General features: G+C 65.8%; 22 protein-coding genes and 1 pseudogene. 7 read left to right on the forward strand and 16 right to left on the reverse strand.

Features of this window, described 5'->3' with window-relative positions; translation table 11 throughout:
* Positions 1-51: 51 nt before the first annotated feature.
* The 8 genes from NOF55_RS16050 to NOF55_RS16085 form a co-directional block, all read right to left on the reverse strand.
* Positions 52-1,989: a DUF2207 domain-containing protein gene (locus NOF55_RS16050; RefSeq protein WP_306410082.1), complete on the reverse strand. Its 1,938-nt coding sequence runs from the start codon at positions 1,987-1,989 to the stop codon at positions 52-54.
* The gene (locus NOF55_RS16055) at positions 1,986-3,248 is read right to left on the reverse strand and encodes a 3-phosphoshikimate 1-carboxyvinyltransferase (RefSeq protein ID WP_306410081.1); all 1,263 of its coding nucleotides are present in this window, start codon (positions 3,246-3,248) and stop codon (positions 1,986-1,988) included. Before NOF55_RS16055 ends, NOF55_RS16050 begins: the two co-directional genes overlap by 4 nt.
* Before the next feature lie 8 nt (positions 3,249-3,256).
* Entirely contained in the window at positions 3,257-3,811 is a 555-nt protein-coding gene (locus tag NOF55_RS16060; protein ID WP_306410080.1) for a LemA family protein, read from the reverse strand.
* 82 nt (positions 3,812-3,893) lie between these two features.
* On the reverse strand, positions 3,894-4,850 hold the full coding sequence (locus tag NOF55_RS16065; protein WP_306410079.1) for a glycine--tRNA ligase subunit alpha: 957 nt from the start codon (positions 4,848-4,850) through the stop codon (positions 3,894-3,896).
* Between the two features lie 124 nt (positions 4,851-4,974).
* Positions 4,975-5,169, reverse strand: a complete 195-nt coding sequence (locus NOF55_RS16070; protein ID WP_306410078.1) for an NfeD family protein — start codon at positions 5,167-5,169, stop codon at positions 4,975-4,977.
* Between the two features lie 13 nt (positions 5,170-5,182).
* Positions 5,183-6,043, reverse strand: coding sequence for a S49 family peptidase (locus tag NOF55_RS16075; RefSeq protein ID WP_306410077.1), 861 nt, complete (start codon positions 6,041-6,043; stop codon positions 5,183-5,185).
* A gap of 82 nt (positions 6,044-6,125) precedes the next feature.
* Positions 6,126-6,932: a tRNA1(Val) (adenine(37)-N6)-methyltransferase gene (locus tag NOF55_RS16080; protein WP_306410076.1), complete on the reverse strand. Its 807-nt coding sequence runs from the start codon at positions 6,930-6,932 to the stop codon at positions 6,126-6,128.
* The gene (locus NOF55_RS16085; RefSeq protein WP_306410075.1) at positions 6,929-7,150 is read right to left on the reverse strand and encodes a putative signal transducing protein; all 222 of its coding nucleotides are present in this window, start codon (positions 7,148-7,150) and stop codon (positions 6,929-6,931) included. Before NOF55_RS16085 ends, NOF55_RS16080 begins: the two co-directional genes overlap by 4 nt.
* 205 nt (positions 7,151-7,355) lie before the next feature.
* On the opposite strand from NOF55_RS16085, the gene NOF55_RS16090 reads away from it, so the two are divergent.
* The 4 genes and pseudogenes from NOF55_RS16090 to moaB all read left to right on the forward strand — a co-directional run bounded on the left by NOF55_RS16090 (position 7,356) and on the right by moaB (position 11,919).
* Positions 7,356-8,372 carry a polyprenyl synthetase family protein gene (locus NOF55_RS16090; RefSeq protein WP_306410074.1) on the forward strand — a complete coding sequence of 339 codons (1,017 nt, stop codon included), beginning with the start codon at positions 7,356-7,358 and terminating at the stop codon, positions 8,370-8,372.
* Between the two features lie 129 nt (positions 8,373-8,501).
* Positions 8,502-10,322, forward strand: a pseudogene (locus NOF55_RS16095) (tetratricopeptide repeat protein); the annotation flags it as partial.
* 176 nt (positions 10,323-10,498) lie between these two features.
* A complete protein-coding gene (locus NOF55_RS16100; protein ID WP_306410072.1) occupies positions 10,499-11,380 on the forward strand; it encodes a 4-(cytidine 5'-diphospho)-2-C-methyl-D-erythritol kinase in 882 nt (293 codons plus the stop codon).
* A complete protein-coding gene (gene moaB / locus NOF55_RS16105) occupies positions 11,377-11,919 on the forward strand; it encodes a molybdenum cofactor biosynthesis protein B (RefSeq protein ID WP_306410071.1) in 543 nt (180 codons plus the stop codon). The genes NOF55_RS16100 and moaB overlap by 4 nt, the downstream gene beginning before the upstream one ends.
* An 18-nt stretch (positions 11,920-11,937) precedes the next feature.
* On the opposite strand, the gene NOF55_RS16110 is transcribed toward moaB, so the two are convergent.
* Positions 11,938-12,456, reverse strand: a complete 519-nt coding sequence (locus NOF55_RS16110; protein ID WP_306410070.1) for a glycosyltransferase family protein — start codon at positions 12,454-12,456, stop codon at positions 11,938-11,940.
* 142 nt (positions 12,457-12,598) lie between these two features.
* Between NOF55_RS16110 and NOF55_RS16115 the strand changes: the two genes are divergently transcribed.
* Positions 12,599-13,756 (forward strand): PA0069 family radical SAM protein, encoded by a 1,158-nt coding sequence (locus NOF55_RS16115; protein WP_306410069.1) that lies wholly within the window; start codon positions 12,599-12,601, stop codon positions 13,754-13,756.
* A 227-nt stretch (positions 13,757-13,983) separates the two neighbouring features.
* The gene (gene rnhB, locus NOF55_RS16120) at positions 13,984-14,655 is read left to right on the forward strand and encodes a ribonuclease HII (RefSeq protein ID WP_306410068.1); all 672 of its coding nucleotides are present in this window, start codon (positions 13,984-13,986) and stop codon (positions 14,653-14,655) included.
* A 5-nt stretch (positions 14,656-14,660) separates the two neighbouring features.
* Here rnhB and NOF55_RS16125 read toward each other — a convergent pair whose 3' ends face one another.
* The 7 genes from NOF55_RS16125 to NOF55_RS16155 form a co-directional block, all read right to left on the reverse strand.
* Complete coding sequence (locus NOF55_RS16125; protein ID WP_306410067.1) at positions 14,661-15,119, reverse strand: hypothetical protein; 459 nt, start codon at positions 15,117-15,119, stop codon at positions 14,661-14,663.
* Positions 15,120-15,291: 172 nt separating this feature from the next.
* The gene (locus NOF55_RS16130) at positions 15,292-15,777 is read right to left on the reverse strand and encodes a F0F1 ATP synthase subunit B (protein WP_306410066.1); all 486 of its coding nucleotides are present in this window, start codon (positions 15,775-15,777) and stop codon (positions 15,292-15,294) included.
* A gap of 4 nt (positions 15,778-15,781) precedes the next feature.
* A complete protein-coding gene (locus tag NOF55_RS16135) occupies positions 15,782-16,360 on the reverse strand; it encodes a F0F1 ATP synthase subunit B (RefSeq protein WP_306410065.1) in 579 nt (192 codons plus the stop codon).
* An 83-nt stretch (positions 16,361-16,443) separates the two neighbouring features.
* Positions 16,444-16,671, reverse strand: coding sequence for a F0F1 ATP synthase subunit C (locus tag NOF55_RS16140; protein ID WP_183793373.1), 228 nt, complete (start codon positions 16,669-16,671; stop codon positions 16,444-16,446).
* Between the two features lie 81 nt (positions 16,672-16,752).
* Positions 16,753-17,505: a F0F1 ATP synthase subunit A gene (locus NOF55_RS16145; protein ID WP_306410064.1), complete on the reverse strand. Its 753-nt coding sequence runs from the start codon at positions 17,503-17,505 to the stop codon at positions 16,753-16,755.
* A 60-nt stretch (positions 17,506-17,565) separates the two neighbouring features.
* Complete coding sequence (locus NOF55_RS16150; RefSeq protein ID WP_306410063.1) at positions 17,566-17,931, reverse strand: AtpZ/AtpI family protein; 366 nt, start codon at positions 17,929-17,931, stop codon at positions 17,566-17,568.
* Positions 17,932-18,173: 242 nt separating this feature from the next.
* Positions 18,174-19,349, reverse strand: coding sequence for a cell wall hydrolase (locus NOF55_RS16155; RefSeq protein ID WP_306410062.1), 1,176 nt, complete (start codon positions 19,347-19,349; stop codon positions 18,174-18,176).
* Between the two features lie 359 nt (positions 19,350-19,708).
* Here NOF55_RS16155 and NOF55_RS16160 point away from each other — a divergent pair, with 359 nt between their 5' ends.
* Entirely contained in the window at positions 19,709-21,070 is a 1,362-nt protein-coding gene (locus NOF55_RS16160; RefSeq protein ID WP_306410061.1) for a putative bifunctional diguanylate cyclase/phosphodiesterase, read from the forward strand.
* Positions 21,071-21,080 lie beyond the last annotated feature (10 nt).

A 21,080-nucleotide genomic window follows, 5' to 3' on the forward strand; every position in this document is an offset into this window, starting at 1 on the left:
CCGCGGGGGAAATGTCACGCCGCAAGGGCCAGGTTTTCGCCGGAAAGGGCCTTACCAGCCACCCCCGCCGCCGCCACCGCCGCCGCCGCCTGAAAAACCGCCGCCGCCGGAAAAGCCGGAACCGGAGGAGGAAGGCGACGGCTGGGGAATGGTGGAAGCGATGGTGGACGCCATCGAGGAGGAGAAGTTGCCGATCCGGTCGGAAAACGAGCCGAGATTGCCGGCGTACCAGACCGGCTGGTAGCTCGTTGCGGCGGCAGCGCCCGCGGCGGCGGAGGCCAGCCAGGTCTCGAAGGTCTTCGTCCACGGCTTCTCGAGGCCGAGCGCCACCGCATAGGGCAGCAGTTTCTCGAAATGGGCGGGCGACATTTCCGGCGCGCCGGCCATGTTCATACGGTCCTTCTCGGCCAGCCTCAGATAGGTGCGCAACCCCTCGATCCCGTCCATCAGGCGGCGCCCGAGCGGCGTCGGGGCGCCCATCAGGAAGAAGAACAGCGCATTGACCAGAGCGATGCCGCCGCCGGCGAGCAGCGTGACAATCGCGGCGCGATCGGCCGTTTCCGTCATCACCGTCGCGAAGAGCGTGCCGAGGACGCTGAGCAAGAAGGTGCCGATGAAGCCGAGGACGATGATCGCGCCGATTCGGCTCGCGAGGGAACCGCCCGGACGGAAGCTCCTGCCGATCCTCACCGCGATCAGGCCGGCGAAAACAGCCACCACGACCGGCATGACCATCAGCGCCACCTCGTCGCCTCGCAGCCCCCCGAACGCCAGAAGGCAGGCGAGAGCCGCCGCCGAAAGCGCGAGGCCGCCGGCGATGTAACCCGCATTGCTGCGGTAATATTTACCGCTATGCTCCTTCTCGATGGCCGCGCGGAAGCGTCTGCCCACCGTGCGGACCCGCTCGCCATTGGCCTTGTCGATGACGAGTTCACGGCCTGCCGCGCCGATTTCCGACAGGAGCGCGGCCTGCCCCGCCGGCAGTTGCGGGGACAGCGGCTTGTCCGTGCGGCGGATGACGATGGACCGCTTCAGGTCCTCCAGCGTCACGTAACCCTTGACGGCGAGGTCGAGCGCCGAGGCGGACAGCGCCGTCCACCCCTGGCCGGAAAAACCCTTGTTGTCGATGTAGTTGACCAGCGCCGGCGAAATGCCCTCCGGCGGGTCCCAGCGCGGCACCACGACACCGGCGGGCGGATCGCGCCCCACCGCGGTCCAGGCGCGGAAATAATAGGCGAGGACCGCCAGCAGCCCGCCGATGCCGACGATCAGCACGCGGTTGTCGCGGAACCACCACCGGCGCTCCTCGCTTGCCGAAGGCGGCGCGACGACGCCCTTCGGCAGCTTGACGGCGATGGTCAGCCCCTCGCCCGCCCGGAACGGACGGGTCGAGGAGAAGGAAACCCTGTTGCCCTCGACGACAGCGCGGGCATCCTGGCCGGTCTCGTTCAGGCGGCCGGTGTAGACCGCCGTCTCCAGCACGCTTGTGCCCGGCGGCAGGGTGACGGTGGCCGAGGTTTCGGCGATGGCGAACCGCCAGCCGTTGCCGGTGACATTCCAGTAAAGCTCGTCGTGATCCTCAAAATAGCGGATCTGCCGCCCCGTCTCGTAGGTGATGCGGTAGACATGCGGGCCGCGGGCCAGGAGCACGTCGCGATCACCGGTATAGATGCGCACGCCGCCGGAAATGCTTTCCGTGAACCAGTTTTCCGGCTGGCCGTCGCGCTCCACCGAAATCACCCTGAAATCGACCTCGCGCCTCGCCCCGCCCGGCCCGGTCTGGAAAAGGGGAAAATCGCGGTAGATGCCACGCCGGATATTGAGCCCTTCCGCCCGCACCTGGATGGTCTCGACCACCGTCAGCGGTCCTTCGGGAGAAACCTCGATATCCGCGTGGTAGGACTGAATATATTCCTGCGCCCGTGCAGCGCCCGCCGCAGCGCCAAGGGCGAGGACAAGGACGACGAAGAAGCGAAGAAGCGTTTTCATGCGGCCTCGCGGCTGAATCCGACGCCAAGGCTTGCGAGCGCATCCCAGTAGGCCGGGTAGGTCTTCGCCACGCAGCCGGGATCGAGGATGGCGATGCCGCCGATCTTCAGCCCGGCCAGCGCGAAGCTCATGGCGATGCGGTGATCGGCGAAGGTGTCGATCTCCGCCGGCAGGCGCTGGCCGGCCAGCGACGGATCGGCATGGACGATCAGCTCGTCGCCCTCCTCTTCGGCAAGGCCGGGGCGGATGGCGTTCAGGCCCGTGGAGAGCGCGCGGATGCGGTCGCATTCCTTGACGCGCAGATTGGCGATGCCGGTGAAGCGCACCGGCTTTTCGTTGAAGGCGGCAAGGACGGCAATCGTCGGGATCGCATCCTGCATCTGCGACCCGTCGATCACCTCCGGCATGTGCGGGAAGGCGGCGATGACCGCGTGGGCCCGGGCATCCGGCTGGGTGAAGGCGTCCGCCGGCGTGCCGATATCGATCGCGCCGCCCGTCAGCACTTCCGCGCCCCAGAGATAAGTGGCGGCCGAGGCGTCCGGTTCGATGTGAAAGTTGGTCGCCGTATAGCCGGTCGGCGCGACGCGCCAGATGGCGGGCGACACCTGCTCCACCCGCGCGCCGAAGGCCCGCATGGCCGCCAGCGTCAGGTCGATATAGCCGCGCGCACCGATCTCGGCACCGGCCAGTTCGATCTCGAAGGGCGCATCGGCCAGCGCCGACGCCATCAGGATGGCGGACACGTACTGGCTGGACAGGCCGGCATCGATGACGACGCGGTGCTTTGCGAAGGCGCCCGTGGCCTCGACCGTCACCGGCGGGCAGCCGGTCGGCGCATCGATGGCGACGCCGAGCGAGCGCAGCGCCTCGACCAGCGGCAGGATGGGCCGCTTGCGCATGTGCGCGTCGCCATCGATGACGAAGCGCCCCTTCGCCAGCGAAACCGCAGCCGTCAGGAAGCGGGTCGCCGTGCCGGCATTGCCGAGGAAGAGAGGCCCGGACGGTTCCTTCAGGACGCCCGCCGAGCGGACGAGGAAGGTCGTCGCATCGGGCTCCTCCACCGCGACGCCCATCGCGCGCAGCGCCTCGGCCATGTAGAGCGTGTCGTCGCTTTTCAGCGCACCCGTCAGCCGGCTCTCGCCCTTCGCCAGTCCGGCCAGCAGCAGGGCGCGGTTGGTGATCGACTTGGAGCCCGGCGGGCTCACCGCGCCGGAAAGCGGTCGGGCGGGCGGCAGGATGGTCAGTTTGTCGGCAGTCATTGCGGCCTTCAGAATGTCACGGACGGAACGGCGCGGTCGGCCGGATCGTCGATTTCGAAATAGGGCTTCTTGGCAAAGCCGAACCGGCTGGCGACGAGGTTGGACGGGAAGCTCTCGACCTTGACGTTGAGGTCGCGGGTGGCGCCGTTATAGTAGCGGCGCGCCATCTGCACCTCGCCCTCCAGACTGTCGAGGGCCCGCTGAAGCTCCAGGAAATTCTCGTTGGCCTTGAGGTCGGGATAGGCTTCGGAAAGTGCGAAGAGCTTGCCGAGGGCCTGGCCCAGAACGCCTTCCGCCGCCGCGCGGCCCTCGACATCGCCCGCCGGAACGGCGATGGCCCTGTTACGGGCGGCGATCACCGCATCCAGCGTCTCGCGCTCGTGCGAAGCATAGCCCTTGACCGTTTCGACGAGGTTCGGAACGAGATCGGCGCGGCGCTTGAGCTGCACGTCGATGCCGGACCACGCTTCCTCCGCCATCTGGCGCGCCCTGACGAGGCCGTTGTAGAGAAAGACGCCATAGAGCGCGACCGCCACGATCGCGAGAAGAATATAGGTCGACACAGGGAGACTCCTCCGGCTCATGTTTTGCCCGGAGACTAGTCGGACGAGCAGGAAATGTCACCCCGCCCGCGCGCCATGCCCGTCAGGCCGCTTCGCGCCTGGCATTCACGCCACCGGCTTCCGTCAGCAGGAAGGCCTCACCGCAGGCCTTGGCCAGCGTGCGCACGCGCAGGATGTAGCTCTGGCGCTCCGTCACCGAAATCACGCCGCGCGCATCGAGCAGGTTGAAGACGTGCGACGCCTTGATGCACTGGTCGTAGGCGGGAAAGACGCACTTGTGCAGGCCGTTCGAATCGCCGGGCGCGCCGGCGGAAAGAAGCGCCAGGCATTCCTTTTCCGCGTCGATGAAGTGGCGGTGCAGCAGTTCGGTGTCGGCAAATTCGAAATTGAAGCGGGAATATTCCTGCTCCGCCTGAAGGAAGACGTCGCCATAGGTGATCTTCTCGTCGCCCTCGCGGCCGTTGAAGTTCAGGTCGTAGACGTTGTCGACGCCCTGAACGTACATGGCCAGCCGTTCGAGACCATAGGTCAGTTCACCGGCCACCGGCGCGCATTCGATGCCGCAGACCTGCTGGAAATAGGTGAACTGCGAGACTTCCATACCGTCGCACCAGCATTCCCAGCCGAGACCCCAGGCGCCGAGCGTCGGGCTTTCCCAGTCGTCCTCCACGAAGCGGATGTCGTGGACCAGCGGATCGAGGCCGATGGCCGCCAGCGAGCCGAGGTAAAGCTCCTGAAGGTTCGACGGGTTCGGCTTCAGGATGACCTGATACTGGTAATAATGCTGGAGACGGTTGGGGTTCTCGCCGTAGCGCCCGTCGGAGGGGCGGCGCGAGGGCTGCACATAAGCCGCCTTCCACGGCTTCGGGCCGAGCGCGCGCAGCGTGGTGGCCGGGTGGAACGTGCCCGCACCCACTTCCATGTCGTAGGGCTGGAGAATGGCGCAGCCCTTGTCGGCCCAGTAGGTCTGGAGCGTCAGGATCAGCCCCTGAAAGGAGCGCGAGGGATGCATGTGAGCGGGCAGGTTCGTGGCGTTCATGGACGGAGGCGCTTGCTTGTTTTTCGGATGCGGACGAGTGCCACGCCGAAGCGCGGGGGTCAAGCGCGAATAGGCCTCGCGCCCTGTTCCGGGCGGCTGCCGCCCCGGCCGATTTTCGCAACCCCTACTCTTCGTCGTCCTTCTTCACCCGGTATTCGCCGGTCTTCGGGTCCTTCACGAGCGTGCCGTGCGCGCGGTTTCGCACCTCCCGCGACCGACGCTTCTGCTTGCGCGTCAGGCTTTTCGCATCCGCGGTGAAGCGGCGGTAGAACCAGTAGACCGCCGCGGCAACGGCGATGAAGAAGAGAATACGTGTCATGCGAAGCCCGCGATTACAGTCCGAAGCGGGCCCACAATGCCCTTTCTTCGACGGTCTGCGCAAGACCGCCGGCGGCGGCTGCGGCGATACGCTCCGGTCCGCCGGCATCGACACCGGGAATGCGGCGGCCGAAGAAGCCCCTGGCCGCCGTGACCAGTTCCGGCCTCACATCCTTGCCGTAGCGGGCCTGAAGCGTGCCGCGCAGATCACCGAGACCGTCGATCAGGCCGAGTTCGAGCGCCTTCGTGCCGGTCCAGAACAGGCCGGAGAACAGGTCGGGATCGTCGGCGAGACGCGCGGCGCGCCGGGCTTTCACCATGCCGATGAAAACGTCGTGGATCTCGTGCTGGAGGGTTTTCAGGTATTCGATGTCGGCTGCCTTTTCCGGCTGGAACGGATCGAGGATCACCTTGTTCTCGCCGGAGGTGTAGACCCGGCGCTCGACGCCGATCTTCTTCAGCAGTTCGGGAAAGCCGAAGCCGCCGGAAACGACGCCGATCGAGCCGACGATGGAGGTCGGATCGGCGATGATCTCGTCGCCCGCCAGCGCGATCATGTAGCCGCCCGAGGCGGCGACATCCTCCACGAAGACGAGGACCTTCTTGTCCTTTTCCTCCGCAAGCTGCCGGAGGCGCGCGAAGATCAGCCGCGACTGGACCGGAGAGCCGCCCGGCGAATTGACGATGACGGCCACGGCGGGCGCCTTCTTCACGGAAAAGGCCTTGTCCAGCATCTGCGCGACCGAGGCGAGGTTGAGCGCCGGACGCAGGGCGCTGCCGCCCGTCATGATCGCGCCGGACAGGCGCACGACGGGGATGACGGTGCCTTCCTTGCGGAAGCGCTTCGGCAGCAGGCGTTTGATGAGGTTCTTCATTCCGGCACGAATCCATGTTGGAGGTTTTCCCACATGTATGACGTCCGGGGTCGACCGCAAGTGCCCGGCGGGACGAATCGCCTCAGCGGCCGTTGCGGGCCAGCGCCGCGCGGCCGTTGTTGAGATCGTCCACCAGTGGGGAGAAGGCGTGCGCCTCCCCGTCGTGGATCACCAGCGCCGGCCGCAGCCGGAGCCGGGCGCGCGACCCCTTGATCGCCGTCGCGAGAATGCGCACCGCATCCTCGCCGGGGCGCGGATGAAGCGCCGTCAGTTCCAGCCCGCCGAACCGGCGCCCGCAGGCGGCGATGATGTCGGCGATCGATTGCGGCCGGGCGATGAGCGAAAGCTGGCCGCCGGGCTTCAGGATCGCGCCGGCGGTCCGGATCCAGTCCTCGAACAGCCCCTCCGTCATGGCATGGGCCTCCGCCTTCAGCCTGTCGGGCGTGCGCCGGTCATCCGCGTCGTTGAAGGGCGGGTTCATGACGACGTGATCGAACGTGTCGTCGGGCAGGCCGGCGGCGACGCGAGCCCGCCCCTTCAGCGTCACATCGGCCTCGATGACCGACACGCGATCGCTGATCGCGGCGTTCTCGGCAAGCGCAAGGCTCTTGCGGGCATAGGCGGCCATATCCGGCGAGCGCTCGTAGAGAACCACCTGCGCCTGGCCGATCCGCGCCGCGACCGCCATGCCGGCGGCCCCCGCTCCCGCTCCGAGATCCGCGACGCGAACCGGGCCGGCGGCATCGACGAGCGCGGCCAGCAGCATGGCGTCCACGCCGGCGCGGTGCCCCCTGCCCTTCGGCTGGACGAGGTGGAAGCGCCCGCGGTGGAAGGCATCGACGGTTTCGGCCCTCGCGGGTTCGGCATGAATGTCTTCGACAAGGCTCAAGCGACCAGCTCCGATTCCAGCCCGGCTTCGACGAGGATCAGGCGGGCCTCGGCACCGCGCGCCTCCTCGACGAGGAAGCGGCGCGGCAGAAGCCCGAGCGAGCCTTCCAGAACGCTCATGGACTGGTCGGCGATCATACAGGCAATGCCCGCATCCTTCATCAGGCTTTCCGCGAAGGAAAGGATCACTGCGTCATTCGTCCGGATCAGTTCACGCATATTGGCCGATTCCTCAATTTTTCTGGACTGAAACGATTCACCCTTGCCGTGCCACCGGCCCCTTTTTATTCTTAGGGCAACACAGTGCATACGCCTCGAACCCAATTCCGGTTTATTGATGGACGTTATGCGGCATTTTTTCAGGTCTGCGACCACGCCACCCCTTCAGGACGGCGCGGCGGCGCAGTGAGCAGGAGTTTCATCCTTGGGCGTCGTGATACCGCTTGAAGACGGCAAGAACAAACAGGCTTCGGTCAAGCCCCTCGTCGACCTGACGCGGCCGGACATGGAGCGCGTGAACCAGCTCATCCTGTCCAGGGCCGGTTCCGACGTGCAGATGATCCCCGAAGTGGCGAATCACCTGATCTCCTCCGGCGGCAAGCGGCTGCGCCCGATGCTGACGCTCGCCTCCGCCGCCATGTTCGGCTATCAGGGCGAGGGCCACATCAAGCTGGCGACCAGCGTCGAATTCCTCCACACCGCCACGCTCCTGCATGACGACGTGGTGGACGAAAGCGACCTGCGGCGCGGCAAGTCCACCGCCCGCACCATCTGGGGCAACCAGGCGAGCGTGCTCGTCGGCGACTTCCTGCTCGGCCAGGCCTTCCGCATGATGGTCGATGTCGGCTCGCTCGACGCGCTCGACGTGCTTTCCACCGCGTCGGCCGTCATCGCCGAGGGCGAGGTGCTCCAGCTTTCCGTCGCCAAGAAGATGGAAACGACCGAGGACGACTATCTCTCCGTCATCCGCGCCAAGACGGCGGCGCTGTTCGCCGCGGCGGCGGAAGTCGGCCCGATCATCGCCGGCACCGACCGCTCGACCCGCAACGCGCTGAAATCCTACGGCATGAATCTCGGCCTCGCCTTCCAGCTCGTCGACGACGTCCTGGACTATGGCGGCAAGGCCGCCGACCTCGGCAAGAATGTCGGCGACGATTTCCGCGAGGGCAAGATCACGCTGCCGATCATCCTTGCCTGGCGGCGCGGCACGGCCGAGGACCGCAGTTTCTGGCGCAAGGCCATCGAGAACGGCGAGACCAGCGACGAGAATCTCGAAAAGGCGCTCGGGCTGATCACCCGCTACAGCGGCCTGACGGACACCATCGCCCGCGCCGAGCATTATGGCGCCATCGCCCGCGACGCACTGGCGCCGCTGCCCGACGGGGCCCACAAGGACGCAATGATGGAAGTGATCGACTTCTGCATCGGCCGCGTAAATTGAGGATATGGAAAAACGGATTTCTTGCGGCATCGCTACAAAAAAGCCATCCTGCGTATGAATGACTCGGCTTGCGGAAATCCGTTCTGTCCGCCCGGCACCAGCCGGTGACTTCTGATGAAAGGCTTTTCCATGCGGCAAGGTTCCGCCATTCGCTTGTTGTCCGGTACGGCGCTCGCCCTGCTTGTCGGTTTCACCTCTCTTCCCGCCCATGCCCAGGAAGAGAAGCCGGAAACGGTCGAAACCGGCACCTTCGATCCCGACAGCATCAACAGCTTCTCGGGCGCGCTGCTGGCCGCCGGCAATGCCGACACCGACAAGGACTACAAGATGGCCGCCGCGCTTTACAGGAAAGCGCTGGCCTTCGAGCCGGGCCATGTCGAGATCCGCGAACGGCTGATGTTCACGCTGCTGATGAGCGGCGATTTCGAGGAAGGCGCCAAGCTCGCCGAGGAACTGAAGACCGGCAAGGCCTTCGAGCGCGTGACAACCGTGGTGCGCGCGACCGACGCCATCCGCCGCAAGGACTATGCCGCCGCCGACGCGATCCTCAAATATAACGGACCGAACGATCTCGACCGGCTGATGAATTCCCTGCTGGCCGCATGGTCCATGACCGGCGCCGGCAAGGGCGCGGAAGCGCTCACCCAGCTCGAAAGACTGCGCGGGCCGGACTGGTACGCCCTGTTCCGCAACTACCATGCGGGCGCGATCGCCATCGTGGCCGGCGACCAGAACAAGGCGCGCCGTTTCCTGACAGCGGCGGTGACGGACCGCGAAGGCGCCGGCACGGCGCCGGATACGTTCATGCGCTCCGTCATGGCGCTGGCGCGGCTCGAAGCCGCCGCCGGCAACAAGCAGAAGGCGCTCGACAGCATCTCCGCCGGCGAGGCCGTCATTTCCAATTACGCACCGCTGAAGGCGCTGCGCTCGGCCATCGAGCAGGACGAGCCGCAGGAACAGCAGGTCAAGGATGCCGCGCAGGGCGCCGGCGCGGTTCTCTTTTCTGTCGGCGGCGCGCTGAACCGTCCGGGTGCCGAGGACGTCGTCAGCCTCTACCTTCAGATCGCGCATGCGCTTGACCCGCAGAGCGCCGACACGCTGATCCTGCTCGGCGGGCTGGCCGAAAACCTGGAACGGCCCGCGGAAGCCATCGAGTACTATCGCAAGGTGCCGGAAAACTCGCCGATGCGGCGGGTTTCCGAATTGCAACTCGGCCTGGCGCTCGCCCAGACGGGCGAGGTCGAGGAAGCGCGCTCGCACCTGAAATCGCTGATCGAGGCCGATCCGACCGATCTGCGCAGCTATCTTTCCTATGGCAGCGTGCTTTCCGAGGCCAAGGACTACAAGGCGATGGCCGAGAACTACGACAAGGCCGTCGAAGTGATCGGCAACAACGCCCGGCCGCAGAACTGGTCGATCTTCTTCCAGCGCGGCATCGCCTACGAGCGCCTCAAGGAATGGGACAAGGCCGAGCCGAATTTCCTCAAGTCGCTGGAACTCAACCCCGACCAGCCGCAGGTCCTGAACTATCTCGGCTATTCCTGGGTCGACATGAACCGCAATCTCGACCAGGGCTTGGAGATGATCCGCAAGGCCGTCGAGTTGCGCCCCGATGACGGCTATATCGTCGATTCCCTCGGCTGGGCCTATTACCGCCTTGGGCGGTTCGACGAGGCCGTCGAGGAACTGGAGCGCGCCACCTCGCTGCGCGCCGGCGACGCGACGATCAACGACCATCTCGGCGATGCCTATTGGCGCGTCGGCCGCCGGCTCGAGGCGGGCTTCCAGTGGCAGAACGCCCTCAAGCTGAACCCGGAACTGGCCGATATCCCGAAGATCGAGGAAAAGATCAAGAACGGCCTGCCGGAACTGACGCCGGAAGAGGTCGCGCAGGCCGCGGCCGCCCGCGCCGCCTTCGCCGCCGAAAAGGAAAAGGCCGAAAGCGCGCCGGAGGATACCTACACGGTCGAGCCCGGCGACACGCTGTGGAAGATCGCCGTCAAGGTCTATGGCGACGGAAACCGCTTCATCGAACTCATCCGGGCCAATCCGGCGCTGCAACGCTATCCGAACCGCCTCGCGCCCGGTCAGATCCTGATCGTTCCCCCGGCCGAATAAGCCGATCCGTGGACCAGACGGCCGAAATCGCTCCGGCGAAGATCAATCTCGCGCTGCACGTCATCGGGCAGCGCGCTGACGGTTATCACCTGATCGACAGTCTCGTGACCTTCGCCGACCGGGGCGACCGCGTGAGCGCCCGGATCGCGGACGCGGATGCGTTCATGCTCTCGGGCCCCTTTTCCGGCGGGCTGGAAACGGATGGCAACAATCTGACCCTCAAGGCCCGCGACCTGCTGCGCGCAACCGTTATCGAGGCCGGCGGCGCGGCTCCGCCGGTTGCCCTGCATCTGGAAAAGAACCTGCCCGTCGCCGCCGGCATCGGGGGCGGTTCGGCGGATGCGGCCGCGACGCTGAGGGCGCTGATGCGGCTGTGGAACGTGGAGAGCGACGCGGAAGCGCTCGGCGCGCTGGCGCTCCGGCTGGGTGCGGACGTACCCATGTGCCTCGCCGGCCGGCCGGCCGTCGCCCGCGGCATCGGCGAGAAGCTGACGCCGGCGCCGAGCCTGCCTTCGCTTCATCTTCTGCTCGTCAATCCGCTGAAGCCGGTCTCGACACCCGACATCTTCCGCCGGCTCGACCGGCGCGACAATCCGCCGATGGATGCCCTGCCCGGCTCGTTCTCCCTGCCGGACTGGAGCGAATTCCTGGCCGGCCAGCGCAACGATCTGGAAGCTCCGGCGCGGCAATGCGTGCCGGAGATCGGCATCATCCAGACCTTGCTGCGGCTGACCGGCGCGCAGCTCTGCCGCATGTCCGGCTCCGGCGCCACCTGTTTCGGCCTTTACGAGAGCCGTGAGGCGGCGCGTGCCGCGGAACGCAACCTGCGCACCGCCCAGCCCGGCTGGTTCGTCGAGGCCTTGACCACCGTTTCGGGAGACGAGACATGAGCGACGCCCCGCAGCGCCCCTTCATTCCGCTCGACATCGCCGTGCTGACCGTTTCGGACACCCGCACGCCGGAGGACGACAGGTCCGGCCAGACGCTCGCCGACCGCATCAGTGCCGCCGGCCATCGCCTTGCCGCCCGCGCGATCGTTCCCGACGACCGCGAGCGCATCCGCGCGACCGTGCTCGGCTGGATCGAAAACGGGACGGCAGATGTCGTCATCACCACCGGCGGCACCGGCTTCACCGGCCGCGACGTGACGCCGGACGCGCTGGAACCGCTGTTCGACAAGCGCATGGACGGCTTCTCGCAGGTCTTCCACCGCATTTCCTTCGACAAGATCGGCACATCGACGATCCAGTCGCGGGCGACCGCCGGGCTGATCGGCACGGTCTTCGTGTTCTGCCTGCCCGGCTCGCCCGGCGCCTGCAAGGACGGCTGGGACGGCATTCTCCGGGACCAGCTCGATTACCGCCACACGCCCTGCAATTTCGTGGAAATCATGCAGCGGCTCGACGAGCATCTGCGCCGCAAACCCTGACGTCAGAGCGTTTCAGCTTTAACGGGGACTGCGGGCCGCCCAGGCCGGGATCATCTCGCTCGACAAGCGGCGCGACTTGAGGCCACGCGCCAGTTCGCACAGTTTCATATCCGCCCGCGCCACGGAAAGCGCCTGGCTGCGCGACAGGACGATGCCGGTTTCGAGCGGCGGCGACGGCTGCATGAGACGCTTCAGCAACGGCCGGCGATAGGTGCGCGAGGGGGAGAAGCGGGCCGGATCGCGGTTGAGCGTCACATATTCGGACAGCTCGTCGACCCAGCCGAACTGGGGGCGCGCTCCGGCTTCCATCAAAAGCAGCCATTCGCCGCGTACCGTACCGAGCACGTCGCCCAGGTTCCAGTCGCTGTGGAAGCGGCATCCCGCAGCGTCGGCGACCCGCTCGCTGCCGTCCTTCGAACCGTGGTCCAGAACGACGACATCGCTGACCAGCCCCTCCACCGCGCCGGCGACAAGCACGGCAAGGCTCTGGGCGAGTTCGGGTTCCTGATCGCGGCATTCCATCAGCACAGTCAGCATGTGTCACATTTATCGCATCGCAACCCGAAACGCCATCTGAAACACCATTGGCCAATTCCGCATTTTTGTTCTTGCAATGTTCCGTTTTCAGCGGTAGGAATAAAATCATCGAGGCAGAGGAAGCCTCGCCGGAGCCCACCGCATGAACCAGTCGTCCCTGACAGGGCAGGCCGCATTCGCGCCTGCCAATACGGCGGATATTGCCGACGCGCTGATCGACGCTTCCGGCCTGCGCGTCGATGGCGAGCGGCGGCGCGGCCGGGGAGCCGCACTCAATCCGTCCGGCCGTTTCGAACCCCAGGCAAAAGAGGATGTCGACGATGGCTGGCAGACGCTGGAATCGCTCGAACCGTTCCGCACCGAGGTGCAGGTGGAAAAGCCCCGCACCATCATCACCCGCAACGAATCGCCGGACATTCCCTTCGACCGCTCCATCAATCCCTACCGCGGCTGCGAGCACGGCTGCATCTATTGCTTCGCCCGCCCCACCCATAGCTATATGGGGCTGTCGGCCGGGCTGGATTTCGAAGCGAAGCTGTTTGCCAAGCCCGACGCCGCGCGGCTTCTGGAGCGCGAATTGTCGAAACCCGGCTACAAGCCGCGCACCATCGCCATCGGCACCAATACCGATCCCTACCAGCCGATCGAGAAGGAGTGGCGCATCATGCGCCAGATCCTCGAAGTGCTGGCGGCCGCCCGGCATCCCGTCGCCATCGTCACGAAATCCGCGATGGTGATGCGCGACATCGACATTCTTGCCGGCATGGCCGCGCAGGGGCTTGCCAAGGTCGGCATTTCGGTGACGACGCTCGACCGCAAGCTCGCCCGGCTGATGGAGCCGCGCGCCTCGACGCCCGCCCGTCGGCTGGAGGCGATCCGGGCGCTGAGCGCCGCCGGCATTCCGGTGAGCGTCATGGCGGCACCCGTCATCCCGGCGCTCAACGACCATGAGATCGAGCGCATCCTCGAAGCCGCCAAGGCGGCGGGCGCGGGCGAGGCCGGCTATGTGCTGCTTCGCCTGCCGCTGGAGGTCAGCCCGCTGTTTCGCGACTGGCTGCTGCGAAACTATCCGGATCGCTACCGGCACGTCATGTCGCTGATCCGCTCCATGCGCGGCGGCAAGGATTACGACGCCGAATTCGGCAAGCGCATGAAGGGGGCCGGCCCCTATGCCTGGCAGATCAGCCGCCGTTTCGAGCTGGTCACCAAGCGGCTGGAACTGCATCGGCGCGGCATACACATGCGCGACGATCTCTTCGTTCCACCGAACGGCAGCGGCGTGCAGCTTTCGCTGCTCTGAGGCCGCTTGCGCATTTCACGCCTCCCCTCCGGGAGGCACGCCATTCCGGTCCGCGCCGCCATCGCGGACCGGTGTCCGATCCGGCTGCCGCCTCGGCCGGACCGGTTCGGGGTCGAGCACGCCACCGCCTCGCCCCGCCGCCTCCGGCCGCGTCACGGTCCACCGCATGGGTCCCACGCGGCCGGAGGCTCTTGCAGAAGATCGGGGGAGCGTGCGACTGATACCGCATGAGACGCCGCACGCCCCCCGATTCTCCGCCGCTCCTTGCCGGGCTCCCCGCCGCCGTGAAACCCGCCGGTCCCGATTTCAGTTTCGAGCTGGAAGCGAAGGCGCTCGGCTGCTGGCCCGTCGCCGGGACGGACGAGGCAGGCCGCGGCCCTCTTGCCGGGCCGGTCGTGGCCGCCGCCGTCATTCTCGATCCCGACAACATCCCGCCCGGCCTCGACGATTCCAAGCGGCTTTCGCAGGCGCAGCGCGAACGGCTGTTCAGCCTTGTCCTCGAAACCTCACTTGCGGTTTCCATCGCGTCGTCCGGGCCGGCGCGCATCGATGCAACCGATATCCGCAAGGCGAGCCTCGACGCAATGCGGCGCGCGATTCTTTCCCTGCCGGTGGCCGCGCGCTTCGTTCTTTCGGACGGCAGGGACCTTCCGCCGGGAACCGGGCTGCCGGGCAAGGCGGTGGTGAAGGGCGATTCGCGCAGCGTTTCGATCGCCGCCGCCTCCATTCTGGCCAAGGTGACGCGCGACCGGCTGATGGCGCGGGCCGGCATCGTGTTCCCGGCCTACGGCTTCGAAAAGCATGCGGGCTATCCGACGGCCGGGCACCGGGCCGCCATCGAGCAGACCGGCCCCTGCGCCCTGCACCGCATGAGTTTCCGGCCGCTGCGCAAGGAATAGGCGCGTCAGCCCGATTCGCGACCCGGTGCGACCGCCTGTCGCCAGCGCAGCAGGGCCGTATCGGCACAGCGCCGCCGGTTCAACCTGGCCGCCCCGGAGGCGCGATCACCGCCGCCCGGCCTGTAACGCCCGTCCGTCACCAGTGCGACGACAACCGGGGCGGCGCCGAACTGGTCGGCCGTAATGTCCACGACGAACGGCCCGCATTCGATCCATGAATGGCTGCGCCAGCGCGCGCCGTCGAAAAAGCCGCAACCGGCATCGGCCGCGCCGCTACGCCAGACGGCCTGAAAGCCGGCATCCGCCAGCACGCCTTGCAGGACGAGGCTCGTCCGACCGCAGGTATCGGTGGAAAGCGGCGACGGCAGGGGACTTCCGGCCCGCATGTGCCATTCCCGCCAGAGATCGGGCATGAACCGGCGCAATGCCGCGGCCAGATCGTACAGCGCCTTTTCATCCCGCATGGCCCGGCTCCCCTGGATCATTTCAGCGTTTCATGGAAACGTTGAAATGATCTCACTCTTTGTTTTTGCGCAATTCCAAACGGAAAACCGCTTCACACTTTTCCTGGAATTGCTCCAATGAAAAAGCCGGCTGCTTTCGCAACCGGCTTTGTATCCTCGAAAAGAAGGCGTCTCAGTTGAGGCGCGTCTTCACCTCGCCGACAGCATTGCGGAACAGCTCGTCGCGAACAGCGCCATCGGCCTTGCCGGCGAGAACCTTGCCGGCGGCGGCGATCGCCAGATCGACGGCGGCGGCGCGGACGGCATTGACCGCTTCCGTTTCCGCCTGCTTGATCTTCTGCTCCGTCAGCGCATTGCGGCGGACGACGAATTCCTCGGTCTTCTGACGGGCCTCGGCGGTCAGCGCGGTGGCCTCGCGTTCGGCGGCGGCGATGATGCCGGCCGCTTCGGCTTCGGCTTCCTTGCGCTTGCGCTGGTATTCGGCGAGCAGTTGCTGCGCCTCTTCACGCAGGCGCTTGGCCTCGGCCAGTTCCTCGGAAATCTTCTGAGCGCGCTCGTCGAGCGACTTGCCGACCTTGCCCGGAACCTTCAGGAAGGCGAGAAGGACGAAGAAGAGGATGAGGCCGACGAATGCGAAAAATGTTGCATCGAACGTCATGGGATCAGGCCTCCTTGGCGGCAGAGACGGCTGCCTTCAGCTCGCCTTCGGAAACCGGGGTTCCGATCAGCCGTTCGACGATCGCGGAGGCCGTCTCCTCGGCAATGGTGCCAACCTCGGCCAGCGCCTTGGTCTTGATTTCGACGATGCCGGCCTCGGCGGCGGCGACCTTGGCCGTCAGGTCGGCTTCCACCGCTGCGCGCTCGGCATCGGCCTTGGCCTTGGCGTCGTCGCGGGCGGCGGCGGCAATCTCGCCTGCCTTGGCCCTGGCTTCCGCCAGTTCCTTTTCATAGGTCTCGACGGCGGCGTCGGCTTCTGCCTTCAGGCGGCCGGCCTCGTCGATATCCTGGGCGATACGGTCATGCCGCTGCTCCAGAATGCTGCCGATGCGCGGCGCGATGACCTTCTGCATGAGCACGTAGAACAGGCCGAACGTGATGACCAGCCACAGGATCTGGGACGGATAGGTCTGGCTGTCGAAGGGCGGGAAAACGCCGGACGCGCCTTCGTGGGCGGTACCGGTTTCCGTATGCGTCGCTCCCTCGTCCGGCGCAGTTTGTGCATATGCCGGGCTGATGAACATGCTCACCTCCAGGTGTATTCTCGGATGCAAAGGATCACGGCAAGCGCTTCAGGCCGGCCGTGATCCGAACTCCCGCCGAAAAATCAGACGGCGAACAGGAGGAGAAGGGCAACGAGCAGCGAGAAGATGCCCAGAGCTTCCGTAACGGCGAAGCCGAACACCAGACGGCCGAACTGGCTGTCGGCGGCGGACGGGTTACGCAGGGCACCGGTCAGGTAGCTGCCGAAGATGTTGCCCAGAGCGAGGGACGTACCAGCCATGCCAAGGCAAGCCAGACCTGCGCCGATGAACTTTGCTGCTTCCGCTTCCATGTAAGAACTCCTTTAGAATGGTTGTTGCGGCTGGATTGTGCGGCGCACGAACCGGGATGCCGGCGGCGCCTAACGTGGACCTTAGTGGCTTCCCCCATGCACGGCGTCGTTGAGGTACATGCACGTCAGCACCGCAAAGACATAGGCCTGCAGGAAAGCAACCAGGAACTCGAGAGCGGTCATGGCGACCGTCATCAGAAGAGGCAGGATCGCACCGCCGACGCCGAGTGCGCCCAGCGCACCAAGCGAGCCGACGAAGCCCGCGAACACCTTGAGCGTGATGTGGCCGGCGAGCATGTTGGCGAAAAGACGGACGGAAAGGCTGATCGGACGCGAGAGGAAGGACACGACCTCGATCGCGGATACGAGCGGAAGAAGAACGGCGGGCACGCCCGGCGGCATGAAGACATGCAGGAAGCCGGTCCCGTGCTTGTAGAAACCGTAGACGATGACGGTGCCGATGACGAGCAGGGCGAGCGCGAAGGTGACGATGATCTGGCTGGTGACGGTGAAGAAGTACGGCACCATGCCGAGAAGATTGGCCGTCAGCACGAACATGAAGAGGGAGAACACGAAGGGAAAGAACTTCATCCCCTGCGTTCCGGCGCCCTCGCGCAGCATCGAGGCGATGAATTCATAGGACATTTCCGCCACCGACTGGGCGCGGCCGGGAATCAGCCCGCGGCGGGCAGTCGACAGATAGAGGAAAGCGGATGCCGAGGCGACAGTGGCCACCATGAACAGCGAAGCATTGGTGAAGGAGAAATCGATACCGCCGATTTCGATCGGAACAATGGGGGAAACCACGAACTGATGGGTCGGATCGTCTGCCACCTTGAAAGGCCTCTCTCGCTATGCTCGCCCGAGGGCGGAACCATTTCCCGGAAACCGCGCCTATGCGCCGTCCCGGTTACTGTCGTCAGTCTTGTCCCTCGGGGTGTCCGCCAGCCTCGTCGGCACGGCGCCCGTCGCCCTCAGAACATTCAAAACACCGGCACAGAAACCGAGAAGCAGGAAAAAGATCATGCCCCACGGCGTCCAGCCGAAATACCAGTCGACGAACCAGCCCAGCGCAGCACCGACGACGATGGCGGAAATGAACTCGCTCGAGAGCTTCATCGCCACGGCAAAACCCTTACGGCTTTCCTCGGAGCTGGCCTCGGCCTTCGCTTCCATCGTCTCGTCGGTCCTGATGCGCTTCAGGCTTGCACCCAGGCGCTTGCGACGTTCGTCAAGACTGTCTTCCCGGTCTTCCGGCATTTCCGCTCCGCCTGTTCAGCCTGCCAAGCACGCGCAAACGGCAAGGATTGATACCTTCTTACCCGTTTTGAAGTCGGGCGCACCATAGTTTTGAGCGCCCGCATAGTCAAGGCATTGACCGCCCTTGATTCAACACAAATTAAACAGGGAAAAACATAGACTTAAGTCTCAAACGCCGCAAAACGGCCATTCTTTCCGCAAGAATCGGCGCGCAACGGCCGATCCGGCCGCCCGCGAACGGATCATATCCACCCACCACCATAGGTTCTGTAGAAGACATGAAGGCCGATCCGGCCCATTTTCTTCATGGTGCGCGCCCAGCGCGGCCGGACATAGGTGGCGTGGTAATGGGTGGACGAACCCACTTCCGCCAGCCAGATCTTTCCGGCGGTGACGGCCATCGCCACGTCGCGGGCGATCTTCCAGCGGTCCGGCTCGGTCACGACGTCCTTGATCTTGTCGCAGGCGAAGGAGAACTGGCAGGCGTTGGTCCAGTCCACATTCTGGTAGACGACGCCGCAGATGGTCTTCGGATAGGCCGGATTGCGCACGCGGTTGAGAATGACCTGGGCGACCGCCGCCTGCCCTTTCACGGTTTCGCCACGCGCCTCGAAATAAATGCCCTCGGCCAGACACTTCTGCTCGGCGGCACTGAAGACGGAGGGCGAAAGCACGCTGGCCGCCCAGGCGTGATCCCCCGGGCCGATCTTCGGCACGAAGCGGCCTGCGCTCTCGTCGCGCAGGATGGCGTCGAACGGCGATTCCCTTGCAAAGTCGGGAGCGGGCGGCGCATAGGCCGTGGCCAGGCTGTCGGGCACGTTATTGGTGACGAGGCTGGCGATGGCGGACGGCAACGCCGTGGCCGGAACGTCGGGGCGGGCGCGATAGAAGGTCGCCACCTCCACCTTGCGGGCCGCGTCCGGCTTGACGAGGGCGACGCGCTCCAGCTTTTCGGCCGGGGCGCCGAGAATCAGCCCGGCGCGCTGATCGCTGATCGCGCCCGCCGTGAAACTGCGCGGCGGCCGGACCTGCTCGACGGCCATCACCCGCCCCTTCTTGGCGGAGCGGTTGACGCGCTCCTCGTCGGGCGTCACCCCGTCTTCGCCCTTGCGGCCGCTCGACATGGCGATGCGCTCGCCGTTCGGCAGGGCGATGCCGGAATTGCCCGCCAGCGCTGGGGCGCTGGACAGGTCGGCGAACGTCAGCTCGGACCGGTGGAGCGAGCCGGCCGGCGAATCCGTCAGCACCATGCGCCAGGCGGAGCCACCGCCATCGGCGCCCGTCAGCAGCGCCGCCAGATCGGCCCTGGCGGCCACGGAGGGAAAAACCAGCCAGGCGGCAACGCCGAAAACGGCGGGCGACAGCCATTTCTCGAGAGACGCGGAACGGCCGCGATCCTTGTTACGCTTGACGGACAACGCAAGTACCCCACAGGAACCCACCGGAAACTCCTGCAAGAAATATGCTGTTAACCTTGATACGAGGTTAACGTCCGCACCCGGCACTTGACCGCAAGGCGCTGCAAGCCAAGATTTCCGCCCGTTTGGCGCACAGGGTCAATTTTTGAGGCAAATATCGTGCCAAATCAACGCATATGACCCGAAAAATCTCATTCGCGCCTCAAATTGCCCACAATTGAACGGCTCTTGCGCGGCCCAACACGAAGACATTCCTCCGCATTCCGAATCTCTTCCCCAGCCACCTGCGGGTGGCCGGTTTCGTTATTCTTAAGGGATTGGGCGCATGCTTGCGGGGCCCAGACAGCACGAGGTTCCGAATGAAGTCGGCGTTGCCGCCGTTGGCTGATTCTCTCAGCCAGCACGAATTGCAGACAATGGCCTATACCGATCCGCTCACCGGATTGGGCAACCGCTACCGGCTGCGCGACAAGGTGCGCCAGCTGGCCGCGGAACGCGCCAGCGACCCCGCGCCGTTCACCATCGCCATTGCCAATCTCGACGGCTTCAAACCGATCAACGACCTCTTCGGCAGCGATGCTGGCGACGAGATTCTCTGCCAGGTGGCCCACCGGCTGAAAGCCTGCATTCCCGACGGCGCCATCGTCACGCGCCACGAGGGCGACGAGTTCGCCTTCGTCCTGCCGCTGATCTTCGAACGCTCCGGCGCGGAAAAGATCGGGCAGATGATCCGCGAGGTGCTGTCCGCCCCCTACGATCTCGGCGACCGCAATGTGCGCCTGTCCGCCTCCTTCGGCTTTGCCGTCTATCCGTTCGCCGGAGAGGAGTTCGAGGACCTGCTGAAGAGCGCGGAGACCGCGCTTTATCGCTCCAAGCGGCGCGGGCGCGGCCAGATCACCGTCTATTCGCACGAGATCGCGCTGGAAATGAAGCGCGCCACGCAACTGGAACAGACGCTGCGCAACGCCATCATCGCCGATGCCGTCGACGTGCATTTCCAGCCGATCGTCCGCATTGCCGACGGCGTGCCCACGGGCTTCGAGGCGCTGGCGCGCTGGATCGACAAGGATCTGGGCTTCGTCTCGCCCGGCGTCTTCGTGCCGCTGGCGGAAGAACGCGGCTTCATCGACACGCTGTCCGAAACGCTGCTGCGCAAGGCCGCGGAGGCCGCCCTCTCCTGGCCGCGGGACCTGTTCCTGTCGTTCAACCTGTCGTCGGCGCAGCTCATGGACCCGGGCACGGCGGCGAACATTCTCTCCACCCTGCGGCGGGTCGGCCTCGACCCGAATCGGCTGGAGCTGGAAATCACCGAAACCGCCGTGATGACCAGCGCCGACACGGCGCATCGAATCATCGAGGAACTGCGCTCGGCCGGCGTGCGCATCTCGCTGGACGATTTCGGCACCGGTCAGTCGAGCCTCGGCCGCCTGCGCGACTTCACCTTCGACAAGGTCAAGATCGACCGCGCCTTCGTCTCGCGCATTGCGACCGACCGCGCGAGCGAGCACATCATCCGCGCCATCATCGCCATGTGCGACGGGCTGGACCTGGCCGTGGTGGCCGAAGGCATCGAGACGCAAACGGAAGCGGACATGCTCAAGGCACTCGGCTGCCGCTACGGGCAGGGCTACCTGTTCGGCAAACCCGTCGACGCCGCCGCGACGCTCGCCTATCTGGAACGCCACAATCTGGACGTCCGCCCCCTCGACAGAATGGACTGACGAAAAAAGG

The organism is Ectorhizobium quercum, from assembly GCF_026552795.1.
Taxonomy (GTDB): domain Bacteria; phylum Pseudomonadota; class Alphaproteobacteria; order Rhizobiales; family Rhizobiaceae; genus Ectorhizobium; species Ectorhizobium quercum.

What these genes read in the sequence shown, in the direction of transcription:
- NOF55_RS16160 (WP_306410061.1), top strand. Translation starts at nt 19,709, where the DNA reads ATGAAGTCGGCGTTGCCGCCGTTGGCTGATTCTCTCAGCCAGCACGAA.
- NOF55_RS16075 (WP_306410077.1), bottom strand. Translation starts at nt 6,043, where the DNA reads ATGAAGAACCTCATCAAACGCCTGCTGCCGAAGCGCTTCCGCAAGGAA.
- NOF55_RS16110 (WP_306410070.1), bottom strand. Translation starts at nt 12,456, where the DNA reads ATGCTGACTGTGCTGATGGAATGCCGCGATCAGGAACCCGAACTCGCC.
- NOF55_RS16135 (WP_306410065.1), bottom strand. Translation starts at nt 16,360, where the DNA reads ATGTTCATCAGCCCGGCATATGCACAAACTGCGCCGGACGAGGGAGCG.
- NOF55_RS16140 (WP_183793373.1), bottom strand. Translation starts at nt 16,671, where the DNA reads ATGGAAGCGGAAGCAGCAAAGTTCATCGGCGCAGGTCTGGCTTGCCTT.
- NOF55_RS16055 (WP_306410081.1), bottom strand. Translation starts at nt 3,248, where the DNA reads ATGACTGCCGACAAACTGACCATCCTGCCGCCCGCCCGACCGCTTTCC.
- NOF55_RS16115 (WP_306410069.1), top strand. Translation starts at nt 12,599, where the DNA reads ATGAACCAGTCGTCCCTGACAGGGCAGGCCGCATTCGCGCCTGCCAAT.
- NOF55_RS16065 (WP_306410079.1), bottom strand. Translation starts at nt 4,850, where the DNA reads ATGAACGCCACGAACCTGCCCGCTCACATGCATCCCTCGCGCTCCTTT.
- NOF55_RS16050 (WP_306410082.1), bottom strand. Translation starts at nt 1,989, where the DNA reads ATGAAAACGCTTCTTCGCTTCTTCGTCGTCCTTGTCCTCGCCCTTGGC.
- NOF55_RS16085 (WP_306410075.1), bottom strand. Translation starts at nt 7,150, where the DNA reads ATGCGTGAACTGATCCGGACGAATGACGCAGTGATCCTTTCCTTCGCG.
- moaB (WP_306410071.1), top strand. Translation starts at nt 11,377, where the DNA reads ATGAGCGACGCCCCGCAGCGCCCCTTCATTCCGCTCGACATCGCCGTG.
- NOF55_RS16130 (WP_306410066.1), bottom strand. Translation starts at nt 15,777, where the DNA reads ATGACGTTCGATGCAACATTTTTCGCATTCGTCGGCCTCATCCTCTTC.
- rnhB (WP_306410068.1), top strand. Translation starts at nt 13,984, where the DNA reads ATGAGACGCCGCACGCCCCCCGATTCTCCGCCGCTCCTTGCCGGGCTC.
- NOF55_RS16070 (WP_306410078.1), bottom strand. Translation starts at nt 5,169, where the DNA reads ATGACACGTATTCTCTTCTTCATCGCCGTTGCCGCGGCGGTCTACTGG.
- NOF55_RS16150 (WP_306410063.1), bottom strand. Translation starts at nt 17,931, where the DNA reads ATGCCGGAAGACCGGGAAGACAGTCTTGACGAACGTCGCAAGCGCCTG.
- NOF55_RS16125 (WP_306410067.1), bottom strand. Translation starts at nt 15,119, where the DNA reads ATGCGGGATGAAAAGGCGCTGTACGATCTGGCCGCGGCATTGCGCCGG.